This window comes from Leucothrix arctica (assembly GCF_003172895.1).
Classification (GTDB): Bacteria; Pseudomonadota; Gammaproteobacteria; order Thiotrichales; family Thiotrichaceae; genus Leucothrix; species Leucothrix arctica.
Genome location: NZ_QGKL01000041.1, coordinates 139784 through 158667 on the forward strand (window position 1 = coordinate 139784; position 18884 = coordinate 158667).

16 protein-coding genes are annotated in these 18884 nt (G+C 44.5%); 11 read left to right on the forward strand and 5 right to left on the reverse strand.

All coding sequences use genetic code 11. The annotated features are described in order from the left end of the window. Nucleotides 1-8: 8 nt before the first annotated feature. Entirely contained in the window at nucleotides 9-599 is a 591-nt protein-coding gene (locus DKT75_RS16915; protein ID WP_109824963.1) for a hypothetical protein, read from the reverse strand. 153 nt (nucleotides 600-752) lie between these two features. Between DKT75_RS16915 and DKT75_RS16920 the strand changes: the two genes are divergently transcribed. From DKT75_RS16920 to DKT75_RS16940, 5 genes are all read left to right on the forward strand, one after another. Then, entirely contained in the window at nucleotides 753-2747 is a 1995-nt protein-coding gene (locus DKT75_RS16920) for a tRNA(Met) cytidine acetyltransferase TmcA domain-containing protein (RefSeq protein ID WP_109824965.1), read from the forward strand. A 32-nt stretch (nucleotides 2748-2779) separates the two neighbouring features. Beyond that, on the forward strand, nucleotides 2780-3340 hold the full coding sequence (locus tag DKT75_RS16925) for a hypothetical protein (protein ID WP_109824967.1): 561 nt from the start codon (nucleotides 2780-2782) through the stop codon (nucleotides 3338-3340). Between the two features lie 88 nt (nucleotides 3341-3428). Further along, nucleotides 3429-4475 carry an efflux RND transporter periplasmic adaptor subunit gene (locus DKT75_RS16930; RefSeq protein WP_109824969.1) on the forward strand — a complete coding sequence of 349 codons (1047 nt, stop codon included), beginning with the start codon at nucleotides 3429-3431 and terminating at the stop codon, nucleotides 4473-4475. Continuing rightward, entirely contained in the window at nucleotides 4475-7663 is a 3189-nt protein-coding gene (locus DKT75_RS16935; protein ID WP_109824971.1) for an efflux RND transporter permease subunit, read from the forward strand. Before DKT75_RS16930 ends, DKT75_RS16935 begins: the two co-directional genes overlap by 1 nt. An 11-nt stretch (nucleotides 7664-7674) precedes the next feature. Continuing rightward, a complete protein-coding gene (locus DKT75_RS16940) occupies nucleotides 7675-8397 on the forward strand; it encodes a metal-dependent hydrolase (protein ID WP_109824973.1) in 723 nt (240 codons plus the stop codon). A 4-nt stretch (nucleotides 8398-8401) separates the two neighbouring features. Here the strand turns inward: DKT75_RS16940 and pgi are convergent, their stop codons facing one another. Next, entirely contained in the window at nucleotides 8402-10075 is a 1674-nt protein-coding gene (gene pgi / locus DKT75_RS16945; RefSeq protein WP_109824975.1) for a glucose-6-phosphate isomerase, read from the reverse strand. Nucleotides 10076-10428: 353 nt separating this feature from the next. Between pgi and hemP the strand changes: the two genes are divergently transcribed. From hemP to DKT75_RS16975, 6 genes are all read left to right on the forward strand, one after another. Beyond that, entirely contained in the window at nucleotides 10429-10611 is a 183-nt protein-coding gene (gene hemP / locus DKT75_RS16950; RefSeq protein WP_158278901.1) for a hemin uptake protein HemP, read from the forward strand. Between the two features lie 90 nt (nucleotides 10612-10701). Next, nucleotides 10702-11919 (forward strand): imelysin family protein, encoded by a 1218-nt coding sequence (locus DKT75_RS16955; RefSeq protein ID WP_109824979.1) that lies wholly within the window; start codon nucleotides 10702-10704, stop codon nucleotides 11917-11919. 3 nt (nucleotides 11920-11922) lie between these two features. Then, nucleotides 11923-13314 (forward strand): di-heme oxidoreductase family protein, encoded by a 1392-nt coding sequence (locus tag DKT75_RS16960; RefSeq protein WP_109824981.1) that lies wholly within the window; start codon nucleotides 11923-11925, stop codon nucleotides 13312-13314. Next, a complete protein-coding gene (locus DKT75_RS16965) occupies nucleotides 13311-14450 on the forward strand; it encodes an imelysin family protein (protein ID WP_109824983.1) in 1140 nt (379 codons plus the stop codon). Before DKT75_RS16960 ends, DKT75_RS16965 begins: the two co-directional genes overlap by 4 nt. A gap of 2 nt (nucleotides 14451-14452) precedes the next feature. Continuing rightward, a complete protein-coding gene (locus DKT75_RS16970) occupies nucleotides 14453-15556 on the forward strand; it encodes a DUF1513 domain-containing protein (RefSeq protein WP_109824985.1) in 1104 nt (367 codons plus the stop codon). A gap of 185 nt (nucleotides 15557-15741) precedes the next feature. Next, nucleotides 15742-16323: a dimethylamine monooxygenase subunit DmmA family protein gene (locus DKT75_RS16975; RefSeq protein ID WP_109824987.1), complete on the forward strand. Its 582-nt coding sequence runs from the start codon at nucleotides 15742-15744 to the stop codon at nucleotides 16321-16323. Between the two features lie 20 nt (nucleotides 16324-16343). On the opposite strand, the gene aroQ is transcribed toward DKT75_RS16975, so the two are convergent. The 3 genes from aroQ to DKT75_RS16990 are packed head-to-tail and all read right to left on the reverse strand — an operon-like array spanning nucleotide 16344 to nucleotide 18755. Then, nucleotides 16344-16805, reverse strand: a complete 462-nt coding sequence (aroQ, locus tag DKT75_RS16980; RefSeq protein WP_109824989.1) for a type II 3-dehydroquinate dehydratase — start codon at nucleotides 16803-16805, stop codon at nucleotides 16344-16346. A gap of 17 nt (nucleotides 16806-16822) precedes the next feature. After that, the gene (locus DKT75_RS16985) at nucleotides 16823-18064 is read right to left on the reverse strand and encodes an NAD(P)/FAD-dependent oxidoreductase (protein ID WP_109824991.1); all 1242 of its coding nucleotides are present in this window, start codon (nucleotides 18062-18064) and stop codon (nucleotides 16823-16825) included. A 1-nt stretch (nucleotide 18065) separates the two neighbouring features. Continuing rightward, nucleotides 18066-18755: a spermidine synthase family protein gene (locus DKT75_RS16990; RefSeq protein ID WP_109824993.1), complete on the reverse strand. Its 690-nt coding sequence runs from the start codon at nucleotides 18753-18755 to the stop codon at nucleotides 18066-18068. Nucleotides 18756-18884 lie beyond the last annotated feature (129 nt).

Here is an 18884-nt window from a genome sequence, read left to right on the forward strand (position 1 = left end):
AGGAAAGTTTATTCAGCGCCGCCGCCAAGAAACATTTTAGTCACTTGACCTTCTTTAAACGTGAACACTAATCCACCATAAATAGATCCAGCAACAAAGCTCTCACCCAGCTCAGAAATCGTTGGATCAACTTGATCTTCATAGGCTTCAAAGACAGCTTCTTCTGTACTGCCTATACCTATACCGCGTGCTGTTTTGAACTCACTCGGCGCAATAACAGTGATTGACGATACAGATTGGTCAACTTTTGCGTCGATCGTACTGAGTTGGATTTTCACACCACACTCATCATATCGCCACTCTTGGATAATTTCGCCAATACCGGTCCATAACACCGGCTCACTTTTTTCAACGCTACACGGTAGTAGAGGGATGAAATCAGCAATAGCCATGTCGACTTTGATATCACCAATGGACTCACTGCGAATAAGTGAGAACTCGTCAAGCTCATCATCGGTTAATATCACAGACTCACCCATAGAGGCGGTCATAAACTCAGCGCGTTCTTCTGTATTGTCACTCGATAGATTGGATGTCGAATTTTCAGAGCAACCAACCATAATAGTTAGTAGTGCTATCAACCCTATTTGTTTAAACATCAACACTCCCGATGATAGTCTCTGTTTTAGGCTAGAGTATCATTTTATGTTTATCATCAATAATATGAGAGTGTAAAACGGGGGATTAGTTCCACTCTCTAGTATTCGTGACGAACGGTGCATTCAAAGCTGTCAGGTGTATAATACGAAATAATGAATATTGAACACCGACAAATACTGGTAATTAACGGCAATCGTCAACAATCTGTCGCACAGTGTCAAATAATTCTGAACGGACGGCAGTCTTTCTGGCTCAGCGACCAGCAAATCGACTCGATTGATACAACCCCCTTTAAAAAAGCACGCACGCAACTTGGACAAGAAAATACTGCCATAGTATTTGATGCGATTGATCACTTTGACGCCAATGCTCTAGGTGCCGTTGCTGGGACATTAATCGGTGGCGGCTTACTCATTCTGCTATTGCCAGCTAATACCAATAATCACCAACAGCCCCGTTTTATAAAGCGACTTAATACACTGCTGACCAGCCACAATATAAAAAACTATGCCGCCGAGAGTGTGACTACCAATGTTCCCCTTTATGACCTGCCAGTTCTTAAACCAGTCAAAACGTTTGAACTAACCGCAGAACAACAAACCATAGCCTCAGCGATTATTAATGTTGCGAAAGGCCGTCGTAAACGTCCACTAGTCATCACTGCCGACAGAGGTCGAGGGAAAACAAGCGTACTTGGCGCTGCTGCACTGGCTTTGACTGAGAAAGGCATTGAAAACATCATTGTCTGTGCCCCAGCAAAAGCGATGGTGCAACCGCTATTTCAGCATGCGGCAGGTGCAGACAACCTGACCTTTTACGCGCCAGATGAGTTAGACCAAAAGCGCCCAACAGCAGACCTTGTTATTATTGATGAGGCGGGTGCTATACCCGTGCCACTATTAACTCGATTGCTACAACATTATTCACGCATCGTGTTTTCAACAACGGTGCTGGGCTATGAAGGTAACGGTCGTGGTTTTGCTATTCGCTTTCAAGATCAGTTAGACCAATACACACCTAGCTGGCGCTCCGCAACGCTAGAAGCGCCAATTCGTTGGGCTGTCAATGACCCACTTGAGTCACTATTGAATGACCTGTTATTACTAGGCACTGCAGCGACAGAACTAACGATGCCAGTAGCGCAGGATAAAATCACTTACCAACAAGTGTCATCTGACCAACTTATTGAAGATGAGTATTTACTACGCCAAATCTTCGGCTTGTTAGTCATCGCTCATTACCAAACACGCCCTTCTGACTTACTTCAGTTGCTCGATAGTGACGACTTAAGCATCTACACTTTAATGTTAGACGACAAGGTAGTGGCCGTTGCAGTAGTGAGCCATGAAGGTGGTTTAGACGCCGAGCTGACACAGAGCATCTTTGAAGGTAAGCGTCGCCCTCAAGGCCATTTAGTCCCACAAGTACTCACCTTTCAATCAGGGATACCCAATGCCGCTTGCTTGCGTACCGATCGTATTATGCGAATTGCAGTACACCCTGAGTGTCAAAATCAAACACTAGGCACCGAATTACTAGCTCATATTCGCCAGCACTCAACAGCAGACTACCTTTCGACTAGTTTTGGACTGTCATCCAGCTTATTAAACTTTTGGAGCAAATCAGGTTATCGCCCTATTCATTTAGGACTAAAGCGAGAAGCCAGTAGCGGTTACCATTCGGCTGTCTTTATATTACCAATGTCTGCAGAAGGTGAGACTTTACTCGTCGACGCTAGCAGCCATTTTTCACGTAATTTTGTCGCGTTACTGGCCGACGCTTTAAAAACATTTAAACCAAATTTAGTATTAGTACTACTCAAGCAATACCAATTATCAGCGAATCTGTCTTTATCTATTGCAGAACAGAGAGATATAATAAGATTTTCTCAAGGTCAGTGTGGTTATGATCTTGTGATGGCTAGTTTAAAACAATGGCTTCCCCCAGCCCTAGCAATGCATGGCGAACAACTGACTGCTGAAGATGCTCAGTTACTCGTTATGAGAGTTTTACAACATCATGACTGGGCGAGCTGTTGCAGCACGTTATCCATTACGGGCAAACAATTTGCACTCGTAAAAATGCAACAAGCGGTTGCTACTCTCGCTGGTCTGTTAGCTAGTACAGACTGTCCTAGGAACAAATAATTCGCTGATCAAGAGCACTAGAATATCTAACGATGAGAGACCTAAAAACATCAATTTTTCGTGGGCTAACAATCCTACTACTTCTTATCGCAGCAGTGCTATTTTTGCTGTCGATGGCTGACACGGTATTTGTGACAACAGAGCATCCTATTAAAGGTTACTGGGTGTTACTGACTGGCTGGATGGGCTTTGTAATATTCCAATTCGCATGGTTCGCTAACCCACTCACCCTACTTTCTTTAATGTTATTTAGACGTAGAACAGGCTGGGCTCTGGTCTCCAGTACACTTGCGCTCATCTGCTTATCACAAGCCTTCATGTTTAGTGAAATCCCTGTCGATACGAGTGGCGAGTCAGTTAAAATTATTGCTCGTGGCGGTGGTTTTTATTATTGGGTCGGCATGGTCGGCTGTGTGTTCTACGCATGCATTATGATGATGGTCTACCGTGCACTTAAAAAAGACCTTATCAAATCACCACCGGAAGTCCCAAGCTCTATTTTAGTGGCTGATCAAAACCTTCATAGCTCTATGCCGCAAGTCACTTCACTCAGCTTTCCTGATGGTGCAATTAGTACGCGCAGTAACCCATAATGTACGCTACTTACTCATAACTATTGACATAAGTTCTTAGTTAAAGAATGCTAACCAACAATAATTTCAATTATGTTGCTGGTAAAAAATGATAACAATTCAGGCAAAAATATGGGCCACTCTATTAGTTCTAAGCAGCATGTTTTCTGTTATCGCCGCTGGCCCTGAGCCAACTGATACAAGTAAACCCTCTTTTCTTCGAGTCACAACTCAAGCCTTATCTGAGTTGTTATTTACCACCAACTACAGCGCACCTGCAACGGTAGTCAGTTTAAATGACAGTAATATTAGCGCCGAAATTCAAGCGCGTGCGATCAAAATAAACGCATTCGTTGGCGAGCAAATCAAAAAAGGAAAACTATTAGTTGAGCTGGATTGTCGTAATTTTATAAATACCAAAAAACAAGCTGAAGCAACATTCAACTTAAGCAAGGTAGGACTAGACCTAGCAAGAAAACAACTCACTCGAAATACTCGCTTATTCCAACGTGGCGCGTTACCACGAGAGAGCCTAGATCTCGCAGAGTCAGAAGTACGGTCTAGTAGTGCAGATATCGCGTTAAAACAAACCTCTATCGACTCCGCTACAATTGCAATTTCAAAGTGTAAAATCTATGCGCCATTTAATGGCCAAGTAACAGAAAAACAGGTGCAGCAAGGGCAGATAGTTAGTCCAGGAACACCTTTGATGAGACTACTAGAAACCGATACTTTAGAAGTAGAGGCTGAACTGTCACCTCTCGAACTCACTAAAGCTAAAACAAGCAGGCAACTCCGCTTTACAACTAAAGAACAGTCTCGTGATGTAACGCTAAGAACCGTTATAAAACAACTCAGCAGTACCAGTAACACCCAACGTATACGCTTAAAGATAGACATGGATGACGGTGTGATAGCAGGACTTAACGGTCGCTTAGAGTGGCAAGATACTGCTCGTAAAATCCCACCAGAATATTTGGTTCGTCGCGGCACAGCACTCGGCATTATGCTAGTTGAAAACGGTATTGCTAAGTTCCACGCGATTAAAAATGCTAAAGAAGGTCAGCCCGCTACGGTGAGTTTATTAAGCAACACGCAAGTGATTATTGTTAATCGCTACTCTGCTGAAGATGGTCAAGCGGTTGCAATAGACTAATGTATCGACGCCTCTTACAAAACCACGTACTCGCAAACCTAACCTTCATTCTGATCTTGGTCATCGGTTACCTTTCTTACCAAGGTATGCCGCGCCAACAAGACCCAACCATCAACTTCAACTGGATCACCATTGTTACGTCGCTGCCCGGTGCATCGGCAAGCGATGTTGAGTCACGCATCACCGACCCTATTGAAGATGCTATCAACGGCATCCCTGACATTAATTTCGTCTCAAGCAATAGTCGTGAAAATATCTCTAGTGTCCTCGTACGCTTTGAAGACTTAGAACCTGCCGTATACGAAAAGTACCTATCGGACTTACGCCGTCAATTACAAAGCGTACAGGCTCAATTACCTTCTGAAACAATTGAGTCTCAAATCATTGAAATCACGAGTGGAAATGCGTTCCCTGCTGCTCTGATTGCAGTCACTACGCTCGCAGATGACGAACTGCTTCGACGCTCCGCACGTAATGCTGCCCAAAGCATTGACCAAATCTCAGGTGTTGACCGTGTTGATACCATTGCACTAGATGACCCAGAGCTACAAATCAACTTTGACCCTGACGCACTAGAGGCTTACGGCTTACTTCCGGGGCAACTCTCTGATGCATTACAGTTATGGTTTCAAGACACCGCTGCAGGAAATATTGATATCGGTAAACAAAGCTGGTTAGTGCGTTTAGTCGGTAAAACGTCAGACCCAAGAAAGGTCAGTGAGCTACCGATTCCAGCACTGGATGGTGAAATAGATTTAGCGCGTGTCGCCACGGTACAACGAACCCGTAAAAAAGCGTCCCAAGACGCTAGAGTTGACGGAAAGCCAGCTGTCATTTTGTCTGTAATGAAGCAAGACAACACCAATATATTAGTCCTTATCGAAAAGCTAAATGAGTGGGTAAGCGACCAAAATGATCTGAATAAAACCACTGGTGTTCAATACCAACTGATTGATGATCAAACGCTACCGACGCAAAAAGCCATCGACATTATGCAGAGCAATGCATTGATTGGTTTACTGCTTGTACTATTGGTCGCTTGGATATTTCTAGGGACTAAAATTGCGATATTAACGTCTATAGGTATTCCTTTTGTCCTAGCCCTTACTTTCTGGGTGCTCTCCGCCACAGGCGAGACGCTAAATGTAACAGTGCTACTAGGGGTGGTTATTGTCCTAGGAATGTTGGTAGATGATGCCGTTGTGGTGGTTGAAGCTATCTACTACCGTTTACAGCGCGGAGCAACGGCACTGGATGCTGCTGTTGATTCGATGAAGGAGGTCGCACTCCCTGTCACAACCGCTGTTTGTACAACTATCGCTGCCTTTTTGCCGCTTATGTTACTGCCTGGTATTTTAGGTAAATTCATGAAGGTCATCCCAATGGTCGTTACCATTGCACTAGCGATCAGCTTGATTGAAGCCTTTTGGATGCTACCCGCACATATCACTGCTGCGAATATTGATTTAACCAAAAAATCCCGCGTACAACGCTGGCGTGAGTCAATGATTCGTTGGATACAGCTCAAGTACACGAAGCTACTCATAAAAGCCTTGCGCTGGCCTAAGATGACACTCCTCAGTATCATTTTTGCCTTTCTGACATCCATTGCGGTACTGTCATTAGGCATGATCAAGGTAGACTTTTTTGCAGGCGACACCATACGTCTGTTCTACGTTAATGTAGAAATGACCGCCTCGACGCCCCTCTCTGAAACATTAAAGAAGGTCTTGGAAGTTGAGCAGCAAGTTAAGAAAAACCTAACACCTAAAGATGTACGCTCCGTTGCCGCTTATGCTGGCAGAATGCTAACTCAGACAGAACCTAAAGATGGCGACCAATATGGTCAAATCGTCGTTAGCTTATTACCACAAAGCGAAGACGCACGGGATGTATACACGATCATTGAGGAGATGCGTAAGGATGTAACCTCGGTCGTCGGTGCTGAGAACATTTCATTCTTATCACTCGCGTCTGGACCACCCTCTAGCAAACCGATCAGCCTTAAAGTACGTGGCGATGACTACCAAGAAATCCAAAAAGCCAGTGCTGTGCTCACCGACATACTGGGTAATATTAAAGGCATAAAAGACATCAGTAATGATGCTAGTCGTGGACGCATGGAGCTCACCTTGGAAATGGATCATGATGCGATTCGTCGAGCAGGTTTAAACCCAAGCAACATTACTCGTACTATTCGTTTATTAGTTGATGGCGAAGTTGTTTCTGAGATGCAGGACAACGGTGAAAAACTCCAGGTTCGAGTGAAATCCGCTCGTACACAAATTGACGATATGGACAAGCTGCTTAGCTTCCGAATCCCCCTTCCTGCTGGCGGCTCCGTCCCGCTGAATAGTTTAGTAAACGACACGCGTAAAATATCGCTCGGTAATATCCGTCACTACAACTTCAAAAAAGCAATTACGCTCGAAGCGGATCTCGTCAAGCTGACGGAAAAAGAAGACTTCTGGCTGTGCCGTCTAGGCCCGGCTTTGGGGAAAGTTGAGCGCGATTATAACCAGTGCCAACTGGATACCGTCACTGCAAATGATCTATTAAAAGAAGGTTGGAAGGATCACCAAGCTAAGTTCCCAACGATTGACTTAGATTTCTCAGGACAGTTAGATGATATCAACGAAAGCCTAGATTCAATTGGTGTGTTGTTTCTCATTGGTATCGGCATCATGTATTTGATTTTAGGAACGCAGTTCAAAAGCTACTACCAACCACTGATGATTCTAGCAACAGTGCCGTTAGCCTTTACCGGGGTTGTTCTCGGCTTGCTAGTGACACAAAACCCACTCAGTTTGTACACGCTTTATGGGGTTGTAGCACTGGCAGGTATTGCAGTAAATGCAGCAATCGTACTAATTTCAGCGGCTAATGATCGCTTTGACGCAGGTATGAGCGTGGTTAAGTCAGCGGTTTACGCAGCACGTCGCCGTGTTATTCCCATCTTGATCACAACGCTGACGACTATTGCAGGGTTATTTTCTCTGGCAACAGGTATTGGTGGTAAGTCATTACTGTGGGGGCCGGTAGCAACCGCTATCGTTTGGGGCGTTGGTTTCTCAGCATTTTTGACGCTGTTTACTATCCCGACACTCTATACCGCAGGAATGAATAGAAAAGTTCGCAAAATGAAACAAAAAGCGGCTAAACTCGCAGCCCGAGATTCTAGCAATTAAATTGGTTATTCATGGCTAACTTTAACACCCATATCGGCGTTGCCGCTGTCGCATCTGGCTTGCTAAGCACACTGTGTTTACAAGTCGGTTTTGTTGACTCAAAAGAAGCAATGATACTGATTTTAATGGGAACCATCGGCGGCATACTGCCTGACATTGATTTGCACTACTCCTACCCCAGCCGAATCATATTCTCGCTGCTGGGTATTATTACGTCATTTCTCTGGATATTGTCAGCCGAAAACGATTTATCCATTACCGAGCTATGGGCTATCGGGGCGCTTATTTATCTCGGAATACGTTATGGCTTATGGAAGATATTCCATCTTTATACCAAGCATCGAGGGCCGATACACTCCGTGGCAGCTGGCGTACTCGCGATGGTGCTAACAACCGTACTGAGCTACGACGTATTTCAAAAGAATGAATTCATCTCATGGCTCATTGGTTTTATGATGTTTTTTGGTTTTATTATCCACTTGCTGCTAGACGAGTTGTACAGCGTGGACTTTATGAATCGCAGAATAAAACGTTCATTTGGGACAGCACTCAAGCTAATTGATACGCGTTACGCGATTAGCAGTAGTTTTATTGTATTGCTGACGGTAGCACTATGCTTTTTTGCACCCAGCCCACGAAGCTTTGCTGATACGTTTACATCAGCAGGCACCTACAAATTGATAGGTCATCGTCTACTACCCGACAACCTACCCTTCGTACAAAAGCAGCCGTAGTTAATTACTTACGGTGTTGTCTAAACCAACTAATTAGCCCTTGTGTTGAGCTATCGTGATCAAACTTATCTTCGCCGCTTTCAAGTTCCTGAAGCACGTTTTTAGCCAGTTTTTTACCTAGCTCAACGCCCCACTGGTCATAAGAGTTCACATTCCAAATAATGCCTTGGACAAAAATCTTATGCTCATACATAGCAACGATACTTCCTAGGTTATAAGGCGTTAGCTTATCCATCACGATAGAGTTTGTCGGCTGGTTACCTTCAAAGTACATATGCGGTAAACGCATTGCCGCTTCTTCTTTGCTAACACCCTGACTCTCAAGCTCTTGTGCTGTTTCTTCTAAAGAACGGCCACGCATAAGCGCTTCTGTTTGAGCAAGGAAGTTTGACGCTAGAATATCCGAATGATGCTGGTTATCTGTTTGCGACTGAACGGATGCAATAAAGTCAGCAGGAATAATACGTGTACCTTGATGCAACAGCTGGTAAAACGCATGTTGTCCATTAATACCCTCAGCACCCCAAACAATTGGACCTGTACCGTAACTCACGGCAGCGCCATCACGAGTCACCGACTTACCATTACTCTCCATATCCGCTTGCTCAAGATAAGCAGGCAGTAGACCTAAGTTATGGTCGTATGGCAAAACAGCCTGAGACTCAGCACCGTAAAAATTCACGTACCAAACACCCAAGACCGCTAAAATCACTGGAATGTTCGTTTCGAATGGCTGCTCAGCAAAGTGCGTATCCATATCATGCGCGCCAGATAACAACTCAATGTAGTTATCCATGCCGACATAAAGAATGATTGATAAACCAACCGCAGACCATAGCGAGTAACGACCGCCCACCCAATCCCAGAAACTAAACATATTGTCAGTATCAATACCAAACGCTGACACCGCGTCTGAATTGGTGGATACCGCTGCAAAGTGCTTAGCCACATCTTGCTCTGTCGTTGCATCTTGGTCCAAGAACCATGCGCGACACGTCTTAGCGTTAGTCAGTGTTTCTTGTGTGGTGAATGTCTTTGACGCGACAATAAATAGCGTCGTTTCAGAACTTAGACCACTCAATATTTGAGTCACTTGCATCGCATCGACATTAGAAACGAAGTGAACATTTAAGTGTGAAGCGTAAGGCTGCAATGCCGTACAAATCATATCTGGTCCAAGATCAGAACCACCGATACCGATATTTACAATGTCAGTAATCGCCTTACCTGTATGACCTTTCCATTCACCCGAGCGTACTCGTTCACTAAAGCCACGCATCTTATCCAAGACATCATTAATGCTTGGCATAACATCTTCACCGTCACTTAAGACCGGCTTATTCGAACGATTGCGTAACGCTGTGTGAAGTACTGAACGGTCTTCAGTCGTATTAATCTTTTCACCAGAGAATAGCTTCTCACGCCAGTCCTCAACACCTGCTTGCTTAGCTAGGTCGAACAATAGTGCCAGCGTCTCTTTGCTCACTCTATTTTTAGAATAATCTAACAGTAGGTTGCCCTGCTGTAATGAGAAATTTTCAAACCGCTTAGGGTCAGTAGCAAATAAATCGAGTATGTGTACTGACTTATTTTCTTCGTAGTGCTTGGTTAAAGCTTGCCACGCAGGACTGTTAATAAGCTTCTCGTCCTTTTGTATGGCTTGTCTAACTAATCTCATGCTAACTCCTTAAATCTCGTTTGGTTCATTACAGTCTATTGGTAACCAACTGTCGTAAAGAATATTTGTAGCCGCAAAAGCATAAGAGAAAACGGCTTTACTCAGGGGGTATTCTTTTCTTTAAAACACACATTATATGATACTTTAATTCGACAACTATTAAAAAGCAGCCAATCCCCTAAGAATAACGTTAATCCTGACTCCGTATACAACAAAAGCAAACACTTAACCGATACGCGGGTATCAGCAAATCTATCATTCAAACTTAAACAAGAATGATTTGCATTTATAAAAAGGCTTTGCTATCGTCTACATTAAATGAGAACACTTCCTATTAAGCAATAGAGATGATTATGAGTAACCCCAACCTTCCAAGCATAAAGCTGAAAGAAATCATGGCTGATAGTAAAAAAATTATCTTAAGACATGGGGATAAACCCTATCTTCTAAGTATCACTCGCCGAGGTAAATTAATCCTCACCGCCAGTGAAGAGCCATCCAGCCAACCGATCACTTCAACATTGGTATCCGGTTAAACAACGTTTAGACATGCAGCCAAGCACCTTAAATGTGTCTAGCCAGTGTGACTCATTATTTCCCCCACAAAATTCAGAACTCTTATACCTATGAAAGCACTTATATCAACGCTAGCACTAACTAGCATCTTAGTCTTTAGCACTGCAACAGCCGCTCCTATTACCCCAAAAGACACGATGAACACCTACGTTAACATCGCTCATGCATCATTTGCTGACTCACTTAGCACGGCAAAAACGCTGAAAGTTGCCATTGATGAATTTGTTAGTAATCCTACTACTGAAACGATGCAAGATGCTAAGGACGCATGGTTGGCTGCGCGTATTCCTTATGGCCAAACTGAAGCATTCCGCTTTGCTAACCCAAACGTTGATGACTGGGAAGGACAAGTCAATGCATGGCCACTAGACGAAGGTTTGATCGACTACGTTGACAGCACTTACGAGCATGAGGATGGTAATAGCTTAGGCGAAGCAAACATCATCGCTGGTAAAGAAAAAATCGATATGGCGCTGCTACGCTCTTTCCACGAAAAAGGGGGTTCAGAGGCGAATGTTGCAACAGGCTACCACGCAATTGAATTTTTACTTTGGGGGCAAGATCTAAACAAGTCTAAAACAGACGCAGGTCTTCGTACATTCACTGACTATGCAAAAGGCACTGACTGCACAAACGGCAACTGCGACCGTCGTGGTGAATACCTAACGGCTGCAACTGACCTTTTGGTTGCTGACCTAAATGATATCGTCGCTGACTGGGCACCTGAGAAAGATAACTACCGTAAGACTTTCTTGGCGCTAGAAGCTAACGAAGCACTACGTCGCATGTTATTTGGTTTAGGTAGCTTGAGCTTAGGTGAGTTAGCGGGACAGCGTATTAATGTAGCTCTACTTGCACACTCTCAAGAAGATGAGCACTCATGCTTCAGTGATAATACACATGTTGATATTGCTGAAAATGCACGTGGTATTCAGAATATCTACACCGGTACTTACAAGCGTGTAAATGGCGAGACATTCAAAGGTGCAAGCCTTGCAGAATTATTAGCGCTTAAAAACCCTGAGCTTAGCAAGTCATTAACTGCAAAGCTGGCAATCTCTCAAAGCAAAGCGGCTGATGTTGTAAAAGCAGCAGAATCAGGCGAATACTTTGACCAGCAAATCGCAGCAAACAACAGTACAGGTAACGCACGTGTTCAATCAGTTATTGACGCACTTCGTTTGCAAACAGGCGATATTGAAGCTGCATCAAAAGCATTTGGCATTCCTAGCCTTAGCGCTGATAGCAGTGAATCAACAGGCGGATAAACAATGAAACAAACACTACTAGTCACAGCGTTGGCAATCATCACGCTACCCGCTCTAGCCAATAGTGAAAACGATATAAAATCAGGTGGTGCGACAACGGTCTTTGACCAAGGTCGCAACGCCTTCTCCCTACCCGCGCACAACTTGGGGATTTTACGACGTGATAACTTCTTTATTGGTAACGCATTTTTCACACAACCTTGGGTAAGCTCTCCAGCATCGACCAAGGCACGTGATGGATTGGGCCCGCTATTCAATACCAATAGCTGCCAAAGCTGTCACGTTAAAGATGGACGCGGCAAACCACCCATGGGCAAGAATGAAGACTTCCTATCCGCACTGATTCGCCTAAGTATTCCTGCAACGACAGATGCTCAACGCGAAATGGTACGAAAGGATGGTGCTGTTGCAGACCCAAACTACGGTGGCCAAATCCAAAACCGAGCCATTCAAGGCATCAAGCCTGAAGCCCAACCTCGGTTAACGTATCAGGAAATCAAAGGCAGCTTCAAAGATGGAGAAGCCTACACGCTCATTAAACCAACGCTTTCGTTCAAAGACTTAGCCTATGGCGATTTGCACCCAGAGCTTATGACGTCTGTTCGTGTTACTCCTGCCATGATTGGACTTGGTTTATTAGATGCTATCTCTGATGAAGATATTATCAAAAATTCAGACCCAGACGATACTGACAAAGATGGTATTTCAGGTCGTGTGAACAAAGTTTGGGACATTAGCAAGCAAGATACCGTGATTGGGCGATTTGGTTGGAAAGCTAACCAACCGACCATTTCACAGCAAGTGATGGGCGCATTCAATGGTGACATGGGATTGACCTCAGAACTATTTCAGAACCAAAACTGTACCTCCGTACAATCCGACTGTGCGAAAGCACCCCATGGTGGAATACCCGAAGTACCTAAAAATATCATGGATACCGTGGTGTTCTACTCTTCTACCTTAGCGGTACCTGCACGTCGTAACACGAAGACTGAAGCGGCGATAAAAGGTAAGCAACTGTTTACCTCAGCAGGCTGCTCTAGTTGCCACACGACGAGCTTCAAGACCGGTGATCACAGCAGCATTCCTGAGCTATCACAGCAAACGATTCACCCTTACACAGACCTTTTATTGCATGACATGGGCGAAGGTTTGGCCGATGGCCGTCCAGACTTCCTTGCCACAGGCTCTGAGTGGCGCACGCCTCCACTATGGGGCATTGGATTAGTTGAAACGGTTAACGCGCACACACGCTTTTTACATGACGGACGCGCTCGAAACTTAAGCGAGGCAATCTTGTGGCATGGTGGCGAAGGTGAGCAATCAAAACAACGCTACACTGAAATGAGCAAAGCGGATCGCGATGCCCTAATTACGTTCTTGGAAACACTATGAAAACACTCACTATTTTAAACTCAGTGATGATATCAATGGCACTGGCGAGTAACGCTAGCTTTGCTGAAACTGTTACCAAAGATGAGACTAACAATGTACTAAAAGTCTCTGAAAAAAGTGACTCACTGCAAGCGGTTGAAAACGTTAAGTCGACTGACACACTAGTTAAGCCAATCATTGAAAATGTAATTTTACCTTTATATAAAGACGCAGCGGAAAAGAGCGAGTTACTCAATAAATCTACCTTGGCTTTCTGTGAGCAACCTACTACAGAGACTTTAAACGAACTGCGTAAGCAGTGGTCACTCGCCTTATCAGCTTGGCAAGCGACTGAGATCTCACTGTTTGGCCCTGCGCTAGAGAAGCAGCGTGACCTACATATATACTTCCGCCCGGTTAAGAAGCGCGTCATTAAAATACTCTGGGCGAGCGACAAGCCTATTACTTTAGAAGCGGTTAATTTTGCAGGTGTTGGCGCGAAAGGTTTCGCCACACTTGAGTATTTATTGTTTGACCGTTCACTGACTGACAGCGAGATTTTGGCACGTTTTGATCAGCCTGAGTCTACCGCTCACTGTCAGCACTTGCTTGCAGTCAGTATATTACTGAAAGATGACATCAATACGATCGCCAACGCTTGGGCGACTGGCTACCCTGCTGAGCTAATTGCATCAGGCGAAGAGATATCTCTTATCCTTGGCAAGGTTAATCAAACAGTACAGGGCGTTGAAACTAAACTTCGCCATGCACTGGCGATAGACGCTTTCCTAGCAGGCAAAGATGATAAACGTGAAAATCGCAATGCGCATAAACTCGAAGCTTGGCGCAGTGGTCACACACTTCAAAACATTCATGCAAACCTATTGGGTGTAACACTGACATTGTGCGAAGGTGGCTTCATTAACTGGCTTAACGATAATAATCAGAGCGAACTAGCTGACAAAATTTCGAAGCAACTCACTGCAGTCGATGCGATATCGTTCACTAGTGATGACTTATTCCAGCAAGTTGAAGACGGTAAACTTGACGCTGGCGATGCGCTATTCAAAGAATCGATGCAACTGTTTCGTTTGATCAAAGAACTTGCGCTAGCGATGGACATCCAGCTTGGTTTCAATAACAACGACGGTGACTAGCAGTGAATAGGCGTGATGCGTTAAAGCTAGCCTTCGCGGGAGCTGCTAGTTTTGCTATGCCTAAGTTAATGGCAAGCAGCGGGGCTGGGTTAGCGAGTACATTATTTTCAGCCAGTGAGAATAATATTGGTCAGTACCAACTCAGCCTTTTTACCTTAGCGACTAACGAGGCAAGGCACTTCGCCTTGCCTTTTCGTGCTCACGATATACTCCCACTACCCTCAACAAACCAAGTGCTAGCCTTTGGTCGACGCCCACAAATGCAATGTGTACTCGTCAATACGGATGGCAGCGGTACCGCAAAAGAAATGAATGCGACCGAAGGACGACACTTCTTCGGTCATGGCTGCCTTAACACGGACAATTCGGTACTGTTTACTACCGAGAGTGAATACGATGAAGCCAGAGGTGTTATTGGTCTGCGAGATGCAAATACGCTCCAGCCTATTGGTGAATATGAAAGCTATGGCATGGGCCCACACGATATCCACTTAATGCCTGATGGTAAAACCTTGGTTGTCGCCAATGGTGGTATTGAGACTCATCCTGACTACGGTCGTCGCAAGCTCAATATAGAGACCATGCAGCCCTCTTTGGTTTACATCGATGTGGCATCAGGCAAGAAAATAGATGAATACCGCTTAGATGATCACCAACTCAGTATTCGTCATATTGCTGTTAGCCCAACGGGTGGCGTCGGTGTTGCAACTCAGTTCCAAGGTGACCTTTCGAAGCGACAGCCGAATAGCTTAGTCGCGTGGCAACAAAATGGTGGTAATTTAGTAAATTTACAGATGCCTAAGGCTCTTATCGAAAGCCTGAAAGGCTACATTGCAGATATCGCTTATAACGATATAAACCAACAACTCGTTGTGACAGCGCCTCGTGGCAATCAAGTATTGTTGTGGGACTTACAACATCAGTCGGCAGTTAAGACATTTAATCTTAGTGAGCCAAGTGGCATTAGTGTTTACGACAATAGCTTTGTTATTTCCAATACTAAAGGCGCGCTAATGACCTTAGACCCAAAGCACCCGATTAGTGGTTTTAATGAACACTATAAAGACAGTAATATCAACTGGGACAACCATTTAACTATTAGTTGAAAGCCCTGCATGCACTCACTTAAAGCGATAAAAAATACTAAGCTCAACTTTAGTGCTCCCCAATATTAACCTCACCTTACAGACCATTTTTTGACGAGTTAAAACGCCATTTTCTGAATTGGCATGCCTATTGCATAATATTTACTAAAACAAATTAATAATCAAAATACAGCAAGGACGGAATTATGCAAATGACAACAAGAGGCCATGAACGCCCTATCTACAGGGACGTTAAATTAAATCGACAATCACTCCGACACTTATTTATAACGGAAGAGGCTAGCTTAGACTTACTAAAGCCGCTATTTGAAGCCTGTAAGCGCTATTACAAACAATCATTAGTGATTACTGATTTGGACATAAGTCCTATTAAAACCAATAGCTATCAACTCATACCGCGAGCGAAGTCGGCTCAATTTGTGGCGAGCTTAGTGAAAGGACAACTGACTAGAACGACTATCTATATCGCAGGGACTGAAGGGTTCATGTGGGATATTCAAAACTTAGTGCTGAAGTCTGGTATCGATAAAGAAAGTATTCGTATGTTTGAGCCTATCTCTGACACACGACGTGTTATTTGCACGCACTGTTTTACGGTGATGGATAATATCAACCACCGAACTACGCAGTGTACTGGCTGCCAGCGTATGTTAGAGGTACAAAACAAGTTCTCAGAGTTACATGCTGCATATTCGGGTGTACAACTAAAGTTCGACCCTAAACAGTCACCGCTAGTACGACCAAGACCTAGTAGCAAATTATTCTAAGCACTGAACATAAACACTATTTAGCTTGTCGGTAAACCCGCTTTGCGTACAAGCGCTTCGATACCTAAGACGTAACCATCTACGCCCAATCCAACAATGATGCCTGCTGCGGCAGGTGAAATATAGGAATGATGGCGGAATGGTTCACGGGCATGAACATTTGAAATATGTACTTCCATCACAGGTACTTCACTCCCTTTTATAGCATCATGAAGTGCTACTGAAGTGTGCGTGTATGCGCCAGCATTCAAGACGATACCCAGTACACTCCCATCTAATACGCCTTCCCTAGCAGCATGAATAGCATCAATCATTACGCCTTCATGGTTACTCTGCAAACAGTCAACCTCAATACCTAAACGCTGCCCTGCGTCGCGACACAACTGCTCAACATCTGCCAGTGTTTGGCTACCATACTGTTCTGGCTCACGTACGCCGAGTAAGTTTAAGTTTGGTCCGTTTAGCACTAGTATTGATTTCACGTTCACACCTATATTTGTTATTTAAAGCGATCTGCGCGAAATGCTTGCAAATCAATATCTGTTGGCTCGCCAGTCATGGCTTGAGCAAGTAGCTTGCCTGTAATTGGCCCGCAATTAAAGCCTATATGACCATGACCAAACGCAAACCACAATCCTTTGTGATGAGGTGATTCGCCAATGATTGGCTTAGCGTCTGGAAAAGATGGTCTTGCACCACACCAAACATCATCATCCGGTTGTGATTCTATCTGTATCGCTTCGTTTACCCGCGCACTAGCATCTAACAACTGAGAAGCATTGGAGGCGGCATCTGTTTGATTAAACTCTACGCCCGTCGTGACTCGCAAGCCTTGCTCTAATGGCGACATTATATAAGCGCCATCTACATCATGAACGGGTCGTGAAAGCGTACTTTCTTGGGTCAGCTTGAAGTGCAGGTGATACCCACGCTCGCTCGCCAGAGGCAGGTTATAGCCTAATGGGCTTAACAACTTACCAGACCAAGGCCCTGCAGCAACTACCATAGTATCAAACTCCATAAACTCGTCATCAAGCTCTAGCCTATAACCTTGCTCGAGCGGCTCAATACCCAACACTTTTTGCTGTTTAAAGTGCCCACCAGCATGAATGTAGCTAGCTGCATACTCACGTAATAAAGCCGCAGGGTTATCCACCATACCAGCGTCTTTGATCCACAAGGCACTATTAAAAATGGGGCTGAGGCTAGGCTCCAAATCGCGTAACTCTTGAATAGTAAGTACGTCGGTATCAATACCGAACTGAGATAATAACCGGCGCTCAAAACTGAGGTCTGCTTTTGGACGGTCTTCTCTATAAACTTTCAAACACCCTGCTTCACTATAGCGATGACGGTTATTTGACTGCTCCATCATCGCAATATGCGCGTCATTCGCACGGCTAACTAGTTGAAACAGGTCATGCGCATTTTGGCTGGCTTTAGACTCGCCCGCTTGACTAAAAAAGCGAATGAGCCAAGGTAACTTTCGTAGGCCATAGCCAATATTGTATCGAACGGATGGGTGAAGATTGCTTAGATAAGCGGGTAACTCAGATAGCAGGTCAGGGTTATTATTGGGGATAAACGCGCCACTGTTAATAACCCCTGCACTTCCAAAAGAAGTTTTACTGGCGGGTGGTTTTGCATCTATTAGAGTGACATCCCAACCGCGTTGTAATAAGTGACTGGCACAAGAAATACCAATTGCTCCTGAACCCAACACACAGACCTGCTTTGACATATTAATTCCGTTGCAATTTCTCGGCAACCCAAACAGTGTGATGTACAGTACCTGCTACATTCATGGGAACATTATGCTGCTCTACCATAAACCCTGCTCGAACTAGCTTGCCTTTAAATTCTTCGTTGGCAACAGATGACCATATTGCTAAAACACCCATTGGTTCCAACGCCTCAAAACATGCACTGAGTCCGGAAAAGGTATAAAGCCAATCGTTCTCGTTAAAGTGCAAATCTTCAGGGCCATTATCGGTATCTAACAAGATTGCATCAAAGCGTTTGGTTTTAGAACGTAGTATTCTCGCGACGTCTAACTCATTTACCTTTACACGTTCGTCTTTCGTCGGGAAACCAAGCTTCTCTCCCAAAGCTCCTTCATGCCACTCTATGACTTCTGGCAGCCATTCCGACACTTCTACTTTAGCTTGAAGGTTAACCTGCTTGAGTAATTCAACGAGCGTAAAACCGATCCCTAAACCACCCAGCAACACTTTTGGTTGATGACGTTTACAGATGATTTTTGCAGGAATCCTTGCAAGAGCACGTCTTGATTCTGCGCTTTTTGAGTCAACCCAAGTACTTTGGCTGGCAGGGTCTTTCGTTAAGCTCAGCGAGTCACCATTCGAAAATAAGTATAACTTTCCTTGCTGGCGGGGTAACTCGGCGGTACCGAGCAACTTTGCTTCATCCATGATAGGCATCATTCCGCTAAAAAATGGCTAAGCATAGCATGATCAACGCTGTGTGTTAAAAACGAAAATGCCGGAATCCTATTCGGATACCGGCATCAATTTTCGAACATTTAGGCCGTCTTATGCGAC

Excerpts from the sequence above, each read along its gene's own strand:
- DKT75_RS16915 (WP_109824963.1), bottom strand. The coding sequence starts at position 599 with ATGTTTAAACAAATAGGGTTGATAGCACTACTAACTATTATGGTTGGT.
- DKT75_RS16920 (WP_109824965.1), top strand. The coding sequence starts at position 753 with ATGAATATTGAACACCGACAAATACTGGTAATTAACGGCAATCGTCAA.
- DKT75_RS16925 (WP_109824967.1), top strand. The coding sequence starts at position 2,780 with ATGAGAGACCTAAAAACATCAATTTTTCGTGGGCTAACAATCCTACTA.
- DKT75_RS16930 (WP_109824969.1), top strand. The coding sequence starts at position 3,429 with ATGATAACAATTCAGGCAAAAATATGGGCCACTCTATTAGTTCTAAGC.
- DKT75_RS16935 (WP_109824971.1), top strand. The coding sequence starts at position 4,475 with ATGTATCGACGCCTCTTACAAAACCACGTACTCGCAAACCTAACCTTC.
- DKT75_RS16940 (WP_109824973.1), top strand. The coding sequence starts at position 7,675 with ATGGCTAACTTTAACACCCATATCGGCGTTGCCGCTGTCGCATCTGGC.
- pgi (WP_109824975.1), bottom strand. The coding sequence starts at position 10,075 with ATGAGATTAGTTAGACAAGCCATACAAAAGGACGAGAAGCTTATTAAC.
- hemP (WP_158278901.1), top strand. The coding sequence starts at position 10,429 with ATGAGTAACCCCAACCTTCCAAGCATAAAGCTGAAAGAAATCATGGCT.
- DKT75_RS16955 (WP_109824979.1), top strand. The coding sequence starts at position 10,702 with ATGAAAGCACTTATATCAACGCTAGCACTAACTAGCATCTTAGTCTTT.
- DKT75_RS16960 (WP_109824981.1), top strand. The coding sequence starts at position 11,923 with ATGAAACAAACACTACTAGTCACAGCGTTGGCAATCATCACGCTACCC.
- DKT75_RS16965 (WP_109824983.1), top strand. The coding sequence starts at position 13,311 with ATGAAAACACTCACTATTTTAAACTCAGTGATGATATCAATGGCACTG.
- DKT75_RS16975 (WP_109824987.1), top strand. The coding sequence starts at position 15,742 with ATGCAAATGACAACAAGAGGCCATGAACGCCCTATCTACAGGGACGTT.
- DKT75_RS16985 (WP_109824991.1), bottom strand. The coding sequence starts at position 18,064 with ATGTCAAAGCAGGTCTGTGTGTTGGGTTCAGGAGCAATTGGTATTTCT.
- DKT75_RS16990 (WP_109824993.1), bottom strand. The coding sequence starts at position 18,755 with ATGGATGAAGCAAAGTTGCTCGGTACCGCCGAGTTACCCCGCCAGCAA.